This window comes from Flavobacterium johnsoniae UW101, assembly GCF_000016645.1.
GTDB lineage: Bacteria > Bacteroidota > Bacteroidia > Flavobacteriales > Flavobacteriaceae > Flavobacterium > Flavobacterium johnsoniae.
This window is the reverse complement of the sequence record NC_009441.1, coordinates 1,018,872-1,033,874: the sequence shown is the minus strand read 5'-3', so window position 1 is coordinate 1,033,874 and position 15,003 is coordinate 1,018,872. Positions and strand designations below refer to the sequence as shown.

Genomic DNA, 15,003 nt, shown 5'->3' with positions numbered 1-15,003 from the left:
AATTTATAATCATGTGTATATGAAAAATGCCAAATTTAAAATACAAACATTTCCCTCACAAGAGTATTAATACCTGTTTAAAGGTATGCTTTACTATAAATGATTAGTGCATTTTTTGCATCATAAAACTTTTTCCGTTTTTTGTTTTATATTCAAAATAATCATCTACTTTAAACTTCCTATAAAAATAGTCATAGTTTCTTGCTTCTTCTTCTATGAGAAGAAATTTTTCTACAAAATTCTTCAAATTTGTATCAAAGCATACAACTTTATTCTCTTTTATGACTATATATAAATATTTGACATCTTTATTCATGGTGCAAATATAAAATATTCCGTATTTATTTGCAAATTACTGGTAAATGCAAAATAAAACGTATATATTTGCAATGTAAAAATATCAGCCAAATGAGTAAAGTAAAAGATTTAAGAGATTTTGATAGTTTATTTGAGTTAATGGATCATTTCACTACTGAAGAAGTATGTGAAGAATATCTTGCAACAATAAGATGGAATGGAAAGCCTACTTGCCCTTATTGCGAAAGCGAAAAGGTTAAAGTATTAAACGGAACTACCAAACGCTTAAAATGTTATGGATGTAAAAAACAATTTGGTGTTAAAGTCGGTACAATTTTCCATGATACAAAAATCTCTTTACGAAAGTGGTTTATTGCTGTATATATTATTACAGCACATAAGAAAGGTATTTCTTCACATCAGTTATCACGTGATCTTAAAGTAACTCAAAAAACAGCTTGGTTTATGCTTCATAGGGTTAGGGAAGCATATAATCAAAATGCTGAAATGTTTTCTGATGAAGTAGAAATTGATGAAACATACATAGGTGGTAAAGAAAGTAATAAGCATGCTCATAAAAGAACACCTGGAACACAAGGTAGAAGTACTAAAACCAAAACAGCAATATTAGGTATTTTAAATCGTAATGGAAATGTTTATGCTTCACCTGTTCTAGATACAAAAAGAACTACGATCCTTCCTATATTGCTTGATAAAATTGAAAGAGGCAGTACTGTTTACACTGATGAGTACAGACCATACAGATCATTAGCTAAAGACTTCATTCATGATTTCGTGAAGCACAATACAGCTGAATATGTAAAAGGACTTGCCCATACTAATAATATTGAAGGATTCTGGGCGATATTAAAGAGAGGTATTATTGGAATTTATCATCAAATAAGTTCAAAACACTTATTTCGATATGTAAATGAATTTAGCTTTCGATATAATAACAGAAAAATTTCGGATGCATCAAAATTTGACGTAGCTTTGACAAACGCAGTAAACAAAAGATTAGATTACAAAACGCTCGTCCATGGCTAAAAAAGAGAAAGAAATAGAAAAACCAAAAGAAGATCTTAGGATTCCTGAAAAGAATCCGAAATTTAAAGATGTACTTTCTTCCTTAGTAAATAAGCCTACAAAGCCTATTAAATAAAAAGTTTTTAGGAATCTTAGTGATCATAAATATCACCAAAATTTTCTTCTATAAATACTACGTGGAATACATTGTTATTTCTTATTCCTAAGAATGGTCTCTTGTCTGAATTTGCTCTAAATACAGTCAAATGAGATACATCAGGAGTTATAAAATTGGGTAATTGTTTTTTAATTTTTCCAATCGGCATTTTTTCAGTTCCATATCCATGTCTATCTTGAGTATGTATATAATCCCACGAGAGACTTGATATTCTTTTCAATCGTAGAATAAAATCTAAGTAAAATTTATAGTCTTTATTGTGCGTTTCTTGTAAATGTTTAAAACAAAATACAGGATAATCAACTTCCGTTGTTGATTCCGGTTTTTTGATTTTAGGCTCATGAACTTTTTTACTTTTTATTTTTTTAGTCATCTTCAACTTGAGTCAGAAAAAAATCTTTTAATAAATCGAAATCAATTTCCCCTTTTGGATTTGCATTAAATATCTGTCGCCATGGCTTTTCATCATGCGTCATGTTCATTAGTGCAATAGCAGAATATTGATTGTACTGCTCAAAAACGTCATTAAACAGATTTTCTTCCTCATCTGTATTTAATCTTATTATATTTTCTTTTATTTCATCTGATATTGTAATTGCGCTTGAACCAAATTCCTTAAAGTGCATATACATGGTAGGAACAACTGGACCATATTGCCATGCTTCTATTACGTCATCAAACAGTTTTTTATTAAAAATAGCAATATAGTATCCCTGCATATAATATAAAAGTTTCTGAAGTTTTAAGTTTGAAATCAAATCACCTGCTTCTGTATTTATATTAGCAATTATTTTATTTGCTATGTCTACAACATTATACGCCATCGAATTGTTTTTTTGCAAATTTAAGAATATTACTGAATAATTCAATTTATTAATACAGTGAAAATCAGTAGATTCATTTTTTGTTATAAATAACCTACTGTATATATAAAATATCTGTTGTGTAAATTTTCGATATTTGTTACTTCCCAATAAATAGGATCTAAATATCATCGAAATCTATTATTTTTCGTTTGTTAATTTTATATTTTTGATATTCTAATTTAACTAAATCAATTATATATCATGAAATTCACAAAGAAAGATTTGCATTTTAAAGATTATTCCTGGGCAGCTGATGGTGGTGACAACCCACATTATAAAGGAGATTTAGACAAAGAAAAAGTTGATAAAACAGAAGGATATGAAGTTGTATACTTCTGCAACGATTTTCTTGTCACCTATGATAAAGAATTAACTAAAGAAAATTTCCAAAAGATAGAGAGATTACTTCGAGAAGAGTTGTTCCGTAAAATAGAGAAACGTTCTGAGTTAAATAAAAGTATATATGAGTATTGGAACTTCATTGAAATGAAAAATAAATATAAATAAAAAAAAGTAAAAGTGTCCTCAAAGGTTTTAATATATAAAAGAAAAGAGTTTTTATGAAGAGGATACTTAGCTACGAAGATTTTCAAAACCAGGAATTCAGTGAATCAAAATCCATTCAAGATATTGAAACACATCCAGAAGAAGAAAATATAAAGATTACAGAAATCAGACCTGAAGGTATTGTTGCTACAAATAACGTAGAAGAAACAACTATACTTTCGAAAGAAGATATTCTTGAAAAGTAAAAAACCTGGCTTTAAAGCCAGGTTTTTCTTTTTGTCATGTTTTAAAAGGAATGGATTATTCTTTTGGCTCTGTGAAATATGCCCAAAAAGCCCCAATGATAAGCAGAAGGTATATATATGATAGTATTTGTCCGCCCATCGGATTTAAATAAAATACAACACTTAAAATCACTATCAGCGTCGGAATTATAATTTTCCAATGTGGTGTAAGTTTTCGAATTAAAGCCATAGTCTTTCTTGCTGTTTCAATATTTTCCTGTTCGTTTTTTTCTTGACGAAGCTTCTTTTCTTCACGCTCATACTGTAACTCTTCAATTGTTTTACTACCATTGGAATTATTTCCGTTGTTGGTAAATTCCTGATTACTGTTTTTCCATTGAGTTGCGCATTTATTGGAACAGAAGGAATAACCTAGTACTAAATTTCGTCGATACCAAACCGTATCGCTATCGGCTACTTTGGTATTACACCACTTGCAAATGTTCATGTTTTATGTTTTTAAAAGGTTATTTTTAGTTTATTTGATGATTATATTTGATTGTATATCGAATATAAAATTGAAGTTTCCTTCGAAATTGCACTTTTCAAAAATGATAGTTGATTCATTTTTGACTATAATTTCAAATATCCTATCGGTACTATTTTTAAAATGACAATCTTTAAAGTTTATTTCTGAGTTGTAAAATTCCATGAAAACAATTGAGAACGAATTCAAAATTGGATCATCCATCAAGTCATATGATTGAATGTTATAAGTGAATTTTAAGCCTGAATAAGTGATGTCATGATTATCAGAATGGAAAAGTAAAGTTGAATTAAATTTCCACGCAGGATTTGATGATAATTCCTTACAATCGAGATAAATATTATAGTTCACATTGCGACCAACAATATTCAATTTCACAGCATCTAAGAATCTTAAAAGATGACAATGATCCACATTGTTTCCAATAAGTATAGAAGCTTCTTCATTTTTTCCACTCTTTATTTTGGCTATGGCATCAAAAAACTGAATAGTGTCTTCAACAAAATACTCACACATCCGTTATAATGTTGAGAAGTAAACTTTCTCACTTGCACCTTTTCCAACACCATTGGTTGCATATCCAATAATATAATACTTGTTATTACGTGATAGTCCTGTAATTTCGTAATTTACAGACGGTGAAGCATCTTGACTGTTCCAACCACTACTGCTGGATACTTTTCCAACACTATTTCCATCCATGTCAAAACAGCCGATACTTATACTTTTAATATTATCACTCCCTTTTGATTTAACCGTTACAGTCGCATAAAGAGTTGTTCCTGTTGCTCTAGCTGAGGCAACAACACTTGGTTTATTACCACCTATTGTGTTAAAGACAACACCCTCACTATAAGCTGTTCCAGCTGCACTAGTCGCATATGCTCGAACGTAATATAACTTATATGGTTGTAAGCTGTATAAATTGGACACAAAAGAACCTATGCCATTTCCGTCTTTTGTTTTTGAATTGGTAATGGTAGGATTAGGATAAGCTGCCCAACAAATACCTCTTTCAGTTACAGGATGGCTTCCTTCACTTATAACTGTGCCGCCGCCAATTGCAGTTGTTTCACCAATCGTAGAAATTTGTGCTGTCGTAAGAATAGGTAAAACATAAGAGGATGTTTTAAAGGAAACAACATTTCCTAGCGCAGATCCTGCAATATTGCTTGCAAACGCACGCACATAATATGTGGTATTTTGCTCCAAACCTGTTATAGAACTGGAAAATTCAAAATTACCTGTGCTTTCAACTCTTTCATCTTTATACTCAGGCTTAGGATTTGTTTTGCTATAATAGAAACCTTTAGATACTATTTTAGAAGAGCCATCACTTTCAATCTTACCATTAAATACTGCACTATTTTGCGTAACCAAGGAAACTTCTAAAGTGTTTACAGCCGGAACACTAATGTTTTTGGTTGTGAACGTAAGTTCATTTCCATAGATAGTCTTCGAATTTGTTGTAATGAAAGGTCTGGCATAGAATTTTGTATTGTATTGCAAATTTTCAAATTTCGAAACATATTGACCCAAAATATTTCCTTCCTCTTCATATTTTATATCATTAATTGTTGGGTTAGTTTGCATAGCAACGCAGACACCACGATATAGAATATTTTCCTTTCCGCTTGATTTTAAATCAGCATTTATGACAGCCGAATTTTCCGTCACATTAGTGATTTCGGTTATTTCAAAATCAATAACTGATTTGTCTTCATCTTTTTCATTACTTGAACAGCCAAAATTTATGGTAAGCAGTACAAACAAAATAACAAAAGGTGAAAGCAATAGTTTCATTGTAATTTTTCTCATTTTAATAAGGTTTTATGTTATTGGAATGTTAGGATTTCGATGACAAATATATTGAAAAAATTCTATTATATAGTGTACTTTTTAATAGAGTACCACAGAAAAGACAAAATCTTGAGATTTGACGTATGGAACACTCGAGAAAAAAAGAAAATTTACAAGAATTAGATGCAATTGCTTTGCGCCTAAAAGAATTGAGAAAAGAGAAAGGCTACTCTAATTACGAGCACATTGCATTTGCTCTAGAAATGAGCCGCAGTGCTTATTGGCGACTTGAAACGGGGGCGAACTTTGAATTAAAAACTCTAATAAAAGTCTGCAGGCTACTAGATGTAAGTCTAGAAGAATTCTTTAGAGGAATTGATATTCCTAATTCAAAACAGATGCCGGATAAAGATAAAAACTCATAGTTAAGTAAGTTTTTAGGTGAGGAAGCTGTATCTTTATACATTCTGAAATAATTAACTGATAAATATTTATGGTATGAAATTTAGAAGATTTATTAGATTTAATACTTATCAAATTCAGATGATTGTTCTAGTAACGCTTCTCGTTGTGCTGACTGTTATATTTATTAAACGTCGCCACAATATTGCAGAATTAAAAAGAGAAGAGGAAAGAATTGATAAAGAACTTTACCAAAAGGAACTACTTTATCAAAAACGAATGAAAGAATTTGAAATAGAGAAAGAAAAACATCGAAAACAAATAGAAGAATACAAGAGAGATATAGAAAAAGGATATTCTTCCTCAAATTACGGGAAACCGTAAGGAAATTATTTGCAAATAGTTTATTTTGCCAGAAATAACCTTAAACAAAAATTTAAATCGAGAAGCTTTTTAAATTTCTTTTTATTGGCAATTTAAATATGAAACTATGGAACTATTTATAGGTATAGCTGGTTTAATTATTGCTTGGTTGACATACCAAAAAACATTTAATTCTAAACCTGATGAAGAAATAAATAATTTACTAGCTGTTTTTAAAGTTACTCAAAATTTACACTTAGAGGTTCAATCTATAATTCAACAATACATTGATGATAATGATGGGGCAAATCATTTCCTTTATCCTAATATAACATTTCAACAATATTTGAATGTTGCTAAACAAGAGTATCAAAAAGGACTGTCTGAAAAAGTGTATAAGATTTAAGAACAAATAAGCATTACACAAAAGCAAATATATCCACTTTTCAAAATATGATTGACACACAACATAATGCCTTATTGCAATTTAAAAATCAATTATTATTACTAGTTCCTCCCGCAAAAAAATGAAAACAAACAAAATATAATCCATGATGGAAATCAAAATTTACTATATATGAAAGTTATATAGCATTTTATATTTTTAGGTTACACATGTATATCACTCCCTTAAAAAAATGACATCCGAACGTTCCGTAGGAACGTAAATGCGGATGATTGCTGTTTTTTTCTACCAATGAAACATTCCTACGGAATGATAGTTAGATAAAAACAAAAAACTTAGTGTCTTAGCATCTCATAACCTTTAAAAGCTCCATCCTCCTCCCAGCGCTTTATATAACTGAACCATCGAACTTAATTGTTTTTGAGTTAATTGCGAAAGGCTCAACTGCGCTTCAAACAAAGATCTTTGTGCGTCCAAAACTTCTAAGTACGAAACATAACCATTGTAATATCTGGCGTTTGAAAGATCGTAGTTTTTTTGAGCCGCAACGACTTGCCTGTTTCTGGCAGTCCATTCTTCTTTAAACATCGCCACGTTTTGGAGCGAGTTCTCGACTTCAGAAATTGCGGTTAAATAGGTTTTCTGGAAATTGAATTTCATTTCTTCTGCAATTTGTCGATTGACTTCAACACGTCTTTTGTTTTTTCCGAAGTTGAAGATCGGACCTGCAACTCCAGCGCCGACATTTTGTGTGTAAGAACCGTCGTTAAATAAATCTCCAACCGTAATACTCGCAAAACCGGCAAGCGCTCCAATGTTAAATGACGGATATCGCAACGCTTGTGCAACGCCAATTCTTTCAAAAGCGGCTTTATACAAATACTCCTGACGTTTTACATCGGGCCTGTTTTCCAGTAATGCAGATGGTACAGAAGTTGGGAACTCTGTTAAAATCAATAATTCACTGTTGGTTTTTCCTCTTGGAATAGGCTGTGGAACTTGTCCAACCAGAATTGAAATTGAATTTTCTAAAGCCGTAATCTGTCTTTTAATTAGCGGAATATTTGCTTCGGCAATGGCAACCTGCTGTTCGATTTGTACTTTATCCAATTCCGCAACATAACCGCTTATAAAACGTTCGTTGATAATATCATACGCTTTTTGTCTGGTTTCTAAAGTGTGAATGGTAATTTCCAATTGATTATCAAAGTCTCGCAGTTCAAAATAAGAAGTCGCAATTGTACTTACAATATTAGACAATACTACTTTTCGGGCTTCATCAGAAGCTAAAAGTTCATTTTGTAAAGCTTTAGTCTGATGACGGTATTTTCCCCAAAAATCAAGTTCCCAAGACATATTGGCAAATACTGATGAAGGCTGCATGAAAGTTTCGGCACTATTGACCTGACCGGAATATTGAAAAGCAGGAAATAAATCGGCTTTTGCCATTCCAAGATTGGCTTGTACTTGCTCTAGTCGAGCAATGGCAATTTTAAGATCATAATTGTTCTGGATTCCTTTTTCAATCAAACCAATTAAGACATCATCGTTAAATATCGATGACCATTTTATAGTCGTAACCGATTTTGTGCTATCAGCAGACTGATTGCTGTAACGGAAAGAATCTGTTTGAGGCTGTTCTGGTTTGGCATACTTTGGTCCAACCATACATCCGTAAGGGAAAACAGCTATCAAAAATATTGCTAGAAGTATTTTTAGAGTTTTCATTGTTCGTCCTTTTTAGGTTCATCGGTTTCATCGGTTTTTTTCTTTCCGAAGGTTTCAATAAATACAAACAATACGGGAATCAGACAAACTCCCAAAATAGTAGCGACAAGCATCCCGCTAAAAACTGTCATACCCATAACTTTTCTGGCTTGGGCTCCTGCACCGGTTGCCGTCAGCAATGGAACAACTCCCAAAATGAAAGCAAAAGCCGTCATTAAAATAGGACGGAAGCGCAGTTTTGCAGCATATAAAGCAGCATCTTTTGCAGGCATTCCTTTTTCATATTCTTCTTTTGCAAATTCTACAATCAGAATGGCATTTTTAGCCGCAAGTCCAATCAGCATCACCAAGCCAATTTGAGCAAAAACATTATTTACATAATCCGGGCTGAGTAATCGGCAGATGTACAATCCTAGAAATGCACCAAAAACCGCAAAAGGCGTTCCGAGCAAAACACTGAATGGCAGTTTCCAGCTTTCGTATTGGGCGGCGAGAATTAAAAACACGAAAAGCAGTGCCATGATAAAAACGGTATTTCCTTTTCCTTCGGCCTGTTTTTCCTGATAACTCATGTTTGCCCATTCGTAACCCATTCCCGCAGGAAGTACTTTAGCGGCCGTTTCCTGTAAAGCAGTCATGGCTTGCGCCGAAGTAAATCCGGGAGCGGGAGTTCCTCCAATTTCTGCAGCTCGGTACAAATTGAAACGAGTTGTAAATTCGGGACCGCTTACTTTTCGGATTGTGGCAATACTTGAAATCGGAATCATTTTGTTGTCTTTGCTCCGAACAAATATCTTATTAATGTCCTCTGGATTTACAGTATAACTTGGATCAGCCTGAAGGAGTACGATATACTGTCGTCCAAATTTGTTGAATTCATTAATGTATTGCCCTCCTAAACTGGCACCAATGGCGATATTCACATCAGATAAAGAAAGATTTAATTCTGTTACTTTTTCCCTGTCGATGTCCAGACTAATCTGTGGCACATTCGGATTAAAAGTCGTTCGGATCGTTCCAATTTCAGGTCTCTTTTTGGCTTCAGCCATAAATTGCTGTGCATTTGCAAAGAGATACTGCGGTGTGTTTCCTTCACGATCCTGAAGCATCATTGAGAATCCGGCAGCATTTCCAATTCCTGTAATCGGCGGAGGACCAAATGCAAAAACAGTTGCTTCGGGAATTCCGAAAACTACTTTTCCATTGACTTCTTTTAAAATCTGAAAAACATCTTGTTCTCGTTCTTTCCATTCTTTTAAAGCAACGAAGAAAAATCCGTTGTTGGTTGCCACCGAGTTTTTGATTAAACTAAATCCAGCAACCGAAGTATAATATTCAACACCTTGATTTTGTGAAAGAATATGTTCTACTTTCTGAATCACTTTCCCTGTTCTTTCCAAAGATGATGCGCCGGGAAGTTCAATGTTTACAAACATATAGCCTTGATCTTCTTCGGGGACAAAACCGCCTGGAATTTTTCCTCCCAACAGAATAATCGCTCCAACGATAATTCCGATGAAGATTAAGCTTCGAGCTGTTTTTTTAATTAGAAAACCAGAAAAGCCAGTGTATTTATTGGTGAATTTTCCAAATTTATCATTAAACCATCCAAAGAATTTTCCGAGCCATCCTTTTGCTTCCTGATTGGGTTTTAATAAAAGGGAACATAAAGCCGGACTTAAAGTTAAAGCGCTTAATGCAGAGAAAATCACTGATATAGCAATTGTAATAGCAAATTGTTGATACAATCTTCCTGTAATTCCGGGTGTTAAAGCTACGGGAATAAAAACGGCGGTCAATACAATCGCAATGGCAATTACGGGTCCCGAAACTTCTTTCATAGCCTGATTGGTGGCTTCGCGGGGAGACATTCCGTGTTCTATATGATGCATTACGGCTTCAACAACTACAATGGCATCGTCGACGACAATTCCGATGGCCAATACTAATCCTAAAAGCGAAAGTACATTTATAGAAAACCCAAGTATTGGAAAAAGCATAAAAACCCCAATCAACGAAACAGGAACGGTTAAAAGCGGAATTAAAGTTGCACGCCAGTTTTGAAGAAAGATAAAAACCACGATAATTACCAGAATAATGGCTTCGACCAAAGTGTGCATGATTTCATTGATTCCTTCGGAAATGGCCAAAGTGGTGTCTAATGAAACACGGTATTTTAAATCCTGTGGAAATCTTTTGCTGAGCCTTTCTATAGTATTTTTTACATTTTCGGCAACTTCCAATGCATTAGAACCCGGCATTTGTTTAATTCCGATAGTTCCTGCAGGATTTCCGTTTAATTTTGCAATTGAAGCATAGCTTTCTGTTCCTAAAGTTACTGTTCCAATATCTTTTAAACGAACCTGCTGATTATTGATGTTTGATTTTAAAATGATATTTTCAAAATCTTCAGGATTAACCAAGCGGTCTTTCAGCATGACGTTATAAGTAAACTCGTTATTCTCGGTTGCCGGCGGAGCACCAAATTTTCCTCCGGGGGCAATGGCATTTTGATCCTGGATGGATCGTATAATATCAGGCACCGTCAAATTGTATTTGGCCATAATATCGGGCTTGACCCAAATTCGCATGGCATAATTACTTCCTCCATAAAGCGTAACTTCTCCAACTCCTTTTATACGCGCCAAAGCATCTACAATGTTGATATTGGCATAATTGGTCAGAAAGTTTCCATCAAAAGTTTTGTTGGGAGAATACAGGGACAAAATCAGCATGGGCATTGAGAGCGACTTTTTTGTGGTAACTCCTGTTGTCTTAACGTCATTAGGAAGTTTGTTGGTCGCTTCGTTAACGCGGTTCTGGGTCAGCATGGTAGCATTATCCAAATCCGTTCCCATATCAAACGTAATATTTAACGTCATACTCCCATCACCTGTGTTTGTGGACTGCATGTAAAGCATGTTTTCAACTCCGTTTACCTTTTGCTCAATTGGCGTGGCAACGGCCTGCTCAACGTTTAAGGCATTTGCTCCACGATAACTTGTTGAAACTTGTACCAAAGGCGGTGCAATTTCCGGATATTGAGCAATAGGTGTTGAAAGGACAGAAAGGCCTCCAATTAAAACAATGAAAATGGAGAGAACAATAGCAACGATTGGTCTGCGTACAAAGAAATTATCCATAATCTAGTTGTTTAGAGATGATGCAATCTGCTTTTTATCTTTGTCGGCTACATAAGGAACGGGAACAACAGTTGATCCGGGCTGAATAAACTGATTTCCAATAATAGCGACTTTTTCGTCGGGTTTTAAACCTTTGGTAATAATCCAGTCGACACCAATTTTTTGTCCGACTTCAACCATTCGGGTTTGAATCGTGTTTTTAGAATCTATAATTGAAACCTGAAAAAGTCCCTGAATTTCGGTTACTGCTTTTTGAGGGACAACAATGGCATCTTTTTGAGTACGAATTAAAACACGAACTTTTGCAAATTGTCCGGATCGTAAAGTACCATCTGGATTAGGAAACTGCGCCTCGATGGTTACAGTTCCCGTTGTAGGATCTATTTTAGTGTCGGAGAAATTGAGACTTCCTTTGTATGGGTGGGTACTTCCGTCAGAAAGTATTAAAGAAAGATCAGTAATACGTTCTCCGGCTTTGACCTGCTTTTGATATCGCAAATAATCAGATTCACTGACCGTAAATTGTACTCTTACTTTTTCTAGTTTAGAAACGGTATTGAGTTTCGCATCATTTCCAATTCGGGTAATATAATCTCCTAATCGGGCATTGGAAAGTCCAATTACGCCATCAATTGGAGATCTGATGTCGCAGTAGCTTCTTTCAATCTGCTGATTTCTTAAACTGGCCTGTACACTGTTGAGGTTAGATCGTGCTGCTTTGTCTTTTGCGACGGCGGCATCTAATTCACGTTTACTGACTGCATTCATATCAGCAAGCGGACGGATTCTTTTTAATTCTTCTTCGGCATTTACCAAATTACTTTGAGCGCCGGCAACTTGTCCGCGAACCTGCTCTACTTTGGTATCATATTCTAACGGGTCGATGGTATATAAAAGCTGGCCTTTTTTGACTCTCTGGCCTTCTTTAAAATGAATTCCGGTGAGAATACCATCAACTCTTGCGATTAATTCAATGTCTAAATCTCCAAAAGTCTGTCCTGCAAAATCTTTATAAATGGGGACATCTTCACTTTTGACCGTAACAAAAGGAGCCTGCATTGGAGGCGGAGCTTTGGGCTGTTCTTTTTTGCAGGAAGTAAATAAGGTTAAAAGAAAGAAGAGGGGGAGGATTGGTAGTTTTAAAGCATTCATAATCATAAATGTTAAAATTATACACATAAATTTAATAAATTTTTGTAACCAATTGATAAGCAGAGATTGTTTTTTATTAATGCAACAATGTTGTTTATTTAAAACGATAGAATTTAAATTAAAATATCTCGTTTAGATGGCTGTAAAATCCTGAGTTTTTATTGTTTTTAAAATTGAAAAGAAAGCCTTACCTTTGCGCCCGAATTTATTCCATTTTATAGATTCGTAATTCATTTATTCTTAACTTAAAAATGTTTATAGCATGCAACTGTATAACACTTTAAGCGCAGAAGAAAGAGCCATCATGATCGATGATGCCGGTAAACAACGACTAACGTTGTCTTTCTATGCGTATGCCAAAATTCAAGATCCACAAAAATTTCGTAACGATTTATTTCTTGCCTGGAATGCACTAGATGCATTGGGAAGAATTTACGTTGCTCATGAAGGAATTAATGCTCAGATGAGTGTTCCTGCCGAAAACTTTGAAGCTTTTAGAGAAACCCTCGAAGCTTATGATTTCATGAAAGGCATACGATTGAATGTTGCTGTAGAACAAGACGATCATTCCTTTTTAAAATTGACCATCAAAGTGCGTCACAAAATCGTTGCCGACGGTTTAAACGATGAAACTTTTGATGTTACTAATATTGGCGTTCACTTAAAAGCCAAAGAATTCAACGAAATCCTTGATGATCCAAATACAATTGTAGTAGATTTTAGAAACCATTACGAAAGTGAAGTTGGTCATTTTAAAGGTGCGATTACTCCAGATGTGGAAACTTTTAGGGAGAGTCTGCCAATTATCAACGAACAGCTTAAAGATCACAAAGACGATAAAAATCTGGTAATGTATTGTACTGGAGGTATTCGATGTGAAAAAGCAAGTGCTTATTTTAAACACCAAGGTTTTAAAAACGTTTATCAGTTAGAAGGCGGGATTATTAATTACGCTAAACAATTGAAAGAAGAAGGTTTAGAAAGTAAATTCATTGGTAAAAACTTTGTATTTGATAATCGTCTTGGCGAAAGAATTACAGATGATATTATTTCACAATGCCACCAATGCGGAAAACCTTGTGATAACCATACAAACTGCGAAAATGACGGCTGTCATTTATTGTTTATTCAGTGTGATGACTGTAAAACTGCAATGGAAAACTGCTGTTCTACAGAATGTTTAGAGATTATCCACATGCCTCTTGTTGATCAGGTTCGTTTAAGAACTGGAAAACAAGTTGGAAATAAAGTATTTAGAAAAGGAAAATCTGAAAACCTTAAATTCAAACATTCAGGTGAATTACCGGAAACTGCTTTGGCTACAGCGCAAACCCGAGGCGGAGCCGAACGGAGCGGAGCTAAACCAGCAGATATCCGTCAGAAAATAAAAGTGAAGAAAGTCCTTCTTGGAAAAGCAGAACATTATTATGTAAAAGCGCAGGTCGGACAATTTACTATAGAAAACCAAGAGTTAAACAGCGGTGATAAAATTTTAATTTCTGGTCCAACTACGGGTGATCAGGAAATGGTTTTGAATAGAATCATTGTTAATGGAGCAGAAACTCAAACTGCTAAAATTGGTGATAAAGTTACCTTTGAGGTTCCTTTTAGAATTAGATTGTCAGATAAGTTATATAAAATTATAAATTAGCGGTTTTTTAAACTCTAATTTACAATGTCACATTCTTTTACCAAATTATGGATTCACGCAATTTGGGCAACTAAAAATCGTCAGGAATTAATTGATTTTTCAATTGAGAAAACCGTGTATGATTATATTCATAATGAATTAATTGATTTGGATTGCCCTGCTAGAATCATTAACGGAATGCCTGACCATATACATGTTTTATTTTTATTAAATCCGAAAAAATCTCTATCAGATGTAATTCGTCAAGCGAAAGGAGGATCTTCTCACTGTATAAATGGAGTAAATCTAATTCCTGAAAAATTCGCGTGGCAAACTGGTTACGCAGCTTTTGCAGTAAGCGAATCTCAGCTAGATGCTGTTTATAATTATATCAAAAATCAAAAACAACATCATCTTAAGAAAAACGGACAAGACGAATTTGATGATTTTGTAAAATTGCATGGATTAAATACACCATAAAGATACACCCAAAAAATACCACAATATATATAAGCATAGCCCACGGTTTCAACCGTGGGAAACGTATTGTTGCGTAACGTTGAATATTCGCATTGTGTACCCACGGTTGAAACCGTGGGCTATGTTTAATAAAGATTGTGTAACGATTTACAAATATTTTTTAAAATATAAACTATGATATAAATCATAGGAATCTAATCTACACCCACATTATTTTTGTCAATTGTTAGATTACTGATTAAAAAATCATTTCA

The 15,003-nt window shown here is 34.1% G+C and carries 18 protein-coding genes; 9 read left to right on the top strand and 9 right to left on the bottom strand.

Annotated features, from left to right (window positions below; translation table 11 throughout):
• Positions 1-103: 103 nt before the first annotated feature.
• Positions 104-316, bottom strand: coding sequence for a hypothetical protein (locus FJOH_RS04790; RefSeq protein WP_044047498.1), 213 nt, complete (start codon positions 314-316; stop codon positions 104-106).
• A 92-nt stretch (positions 317-408) separates the two neighbouring features.
• Between FJOH_RS04790 and FJOH_RS04785 the strand changes: the two genes are divergently transcribed.
• Together FJOH_RS04785 and FJOH_RS27335 are read left to right on the top strand one after the other, a co-directional pair.
• The gene (locus FJOH_RS04785; protein ID WP_012023006.1) at positions 409-1,344 is read left to right on the top strand and encodes an IS1595 family transposase; all 936 of its coding nucleotides are present in this window, start codon (positions 409-411) and stop codon (positions 1,342-1,344) included.
• Positions 1,337-1,459, top strand: a complete 123-nt coding sequence (locus tag FJOH_RS27335; RefSeq protein ID WP_262410492.1) for a hypothetical protein — start codon at positions 1,337-1,339, stop codon at positions 1,457-1,459. The genes FJOH_RS04785 and FJOH_RS27335 overlap by 8 nt, the downstream gene beginning before the upstream one ends.
• Before the next feature lie 16 nt (positions 1,460-1,475).
• Here FJOH_RS27335 and FJOH_RS04780 read toward each other — a convergent pair whose 3' ends face one another.
• Together FJOH_RS04780 and FJOH_RS04775 are read right to left on the bottom strand one after the other, a co-directional pair.
• On the bottom strand, positions 1,476-1,874 hold the full coding sequence (locus FJOH_RS04780) for a hypothetical protein (protein ID WP_044047496.1): 399 nt from the start codon (positions 1,872-1,874) through the stop codon (positions 1,476-1,478).
• On the bottom strand, positions 1,867-2,325 hold the full coding sequence (locus FJOH_RS04775) for a Panacea domain-containing protein (RefSeq protein ID WP_044047495.1): 459 nt from the start codon (positions 2,323-2,325) through the stop codon (positions 1,867-1,869). The genes FJOH_RS04780 and FJOH_RS04775 overlap by 8 nt, the downstream gene beginning before the upstream one ends.
• A 243-nt stretch (positions 2,326-2,568) precedes the next feature.
• On the opposite strand from FJOH_RS04775, the gene FJOH_RS04770 reads away from it, so the two are divergent.
• Positions 2,569-2,874: a hypothetical protein gene (locus tag FJOH_RS04770; protein WP_012023003.1), complete on the top strand. Its 306-nt coding sequence runs from the start codon at positions 2,569-2,571 to the stop codon at positions 2,872-2,874.
• A gap of 53 nt (positions 2,875-2,927) precedes the next feature.
• Complete coding sequence (locus FJOH_RS04765; RefSeq protein ID WP_012023002.1) at positions 2,928-3,119, top strand: hypothetical protein; 192 nt, start codon at positions 2,928-2,930, stop codon at positions 3,117-3,119.
• Between the two features lie 55 nt (positions 3,120-3,174).
• Here the strand turns inward: FJOH_RS04765 and FJOH_RS04760 are convergent, their stop codons facing one another.
• Genes FJOH_RS04760 through FJOH_RS04750 form a run of 3 tightly spaced genes read right to left on the bottom strand, consistent with a single transcriptional unit; the run spans position 3,175 to position 5,463 of the window.
• Positions 3,175-3,606: a hypothetical protein gene (locus tag FJOH_RS04760; RefSeq protein ID WP_012023001.1), complete on the bottom strand. Its 432-nt coding sequence runs from the start codon at positions 3,604-3,606 to the stop codon at positions 3,175-3,177.
• Between the two features lie 30 nt (positions 3,607-3,636).
• The gene (locus tag FJOH_RS04755; RefSeq protein WP_012023000.1) at positions 3,637-4,161 is read right to left on the bottom strand and encodes a hypothetical protein; all 525 of its coding nucleotides are present in this window, start codon (positions 4,159-4,161) and stop codon (positions 3,637-3,639) included.
• A gap of 3 nt (positions 4,162-4,164) precedes the next feature.
• Positions 4,165-5,463, bottom strand: a complete 1,299-nt coding sequence (locus tag FJOH_RS04750; protein ID WP_012022999.1) for a hypothetical protein — start codon at positions 5,461-5,463, stop codon at positions 4,165-4,167.
• 125 nt (positions 5,464-5,588) lie between these two features.
• On the opposite strand from FJOH_RS04750, the gene FJOH_RS04745 reads away from it, so the two are divergent.
• From FJOH_RS04745 to FJOH_RS04735, 3 genes are all read left to right on the top strand, one after another.
• Entirely contained in the window at positions 5,589-5,870 is a 282-nt protein-coding gene (locus FJOH_RS04745; RefSeq protein ID WP_012022998.1) for a helix-turn-helix domain-containing protein, read from the top strand.
• 73 nt (positions 5,871-5,943) lie between these two features.
• Entirely contained in the window at positions 5,944-6,231 is a 288-nt protein-coding gene (locus FJOH_RS04740; protein WP_012022997.1) for a hypothetical protein, read from the top strand.
• A 106-nt stretch (positions 6,232-6,337) separates the two neighbouring features.
• Positions 6,338-6,616 carry a hypothetical protein gene (locus FJOH_RS04735; protein ID WP_012022996.1) on the top strand — a complete coding sequence of 93 codons (279 nt, stop codon included), beginning with the start codon at positions 6,338-6,340 and terminating at the stop codon, positions 6,614-6,616.
• A 360-nt stretch (positions 6,617-6,976) separates the two neighbouring features.
• Here FJOH_RS04735 and FJOH_RS04730 read toward each other — a convergent pair whose 3' ends face one another.
• The 3 genes from FJOH_RS04730 to FJOH_RS04720 are packed head-to-tail and all read right to left on the bottom strand — an operon-like array spanning position 6,977 to position 12,666.
• On the bottom strand, positions 6,977-8,344 hold the full coding sequence (locus FJOH_RS04730) for an efflux transporter outer membrane subunit (RefSeq protein ID WP_012022995.1): 1,368 nt from the start codon (positions 8,342-8,344) through the stop codon (positions 6,977-6,979).
• Positions 8,341-11,487, bottom strand: a complete 3,147-nt coding sequence (locus FJOH_RS04725; protein ID WP_012022994.1) for an efflux RND transporter permease subunit — start codon at positions 11,485-11,487, stop codon at positions 8,341-8,343. Before FJOH_RS04725 ends, FJOH_RS04730 begins: the two co-directional genes overlap by 4 nt.
• Before the next feature lie 3 nt (positions 11,488-11,490).
• Complete coding sequence (locus FJOH_RS04720) at positions 11,491-12,666, bottom strand: efflux RND transporter periplasmic adaptor subunit (RefSeq protein ID WP_012022993.1); 1,176 nt, start codon at positions 12,664-12,666, stop codon at positions 11,491-11,493.
• Positions 12,667-12,901: 235 nt separating this feature from the next.
• Here FJOH_RS04720 and trhO point away from each other — a divergent pair, with 235 nt between their 5' ends.
• Both trhO and tnpA read left to right on the top strand, forming a co-directional pair.
• Positions 12,902-14,290, top strand: a complete 1,389-nt coding sequence (trhO, locus tag FJOH_RS04715; protein ID WP_012022992.1) for an oxygen-dependent tRNA uridine(34) hydroxylase TrhO — start codon at positions 12,902-12,904, stop codon at positions 14,288-14,290.
• 24 nt (positions 14,291-14,314) lie between these two features.
• Complete coding sequence (gene tnpA / locus FJOH_RS04710) at positions 14,315-14,749, top strand: IS200/IS605 family transposase (protein WP_012022991.1); 435 nt, start codon at positions 14,315-14,317, stop codon at positions 14,747-14,749.
• The last annotated feature ends 254 nt before the right edge of the window (positions 14,750-15,003 follow it).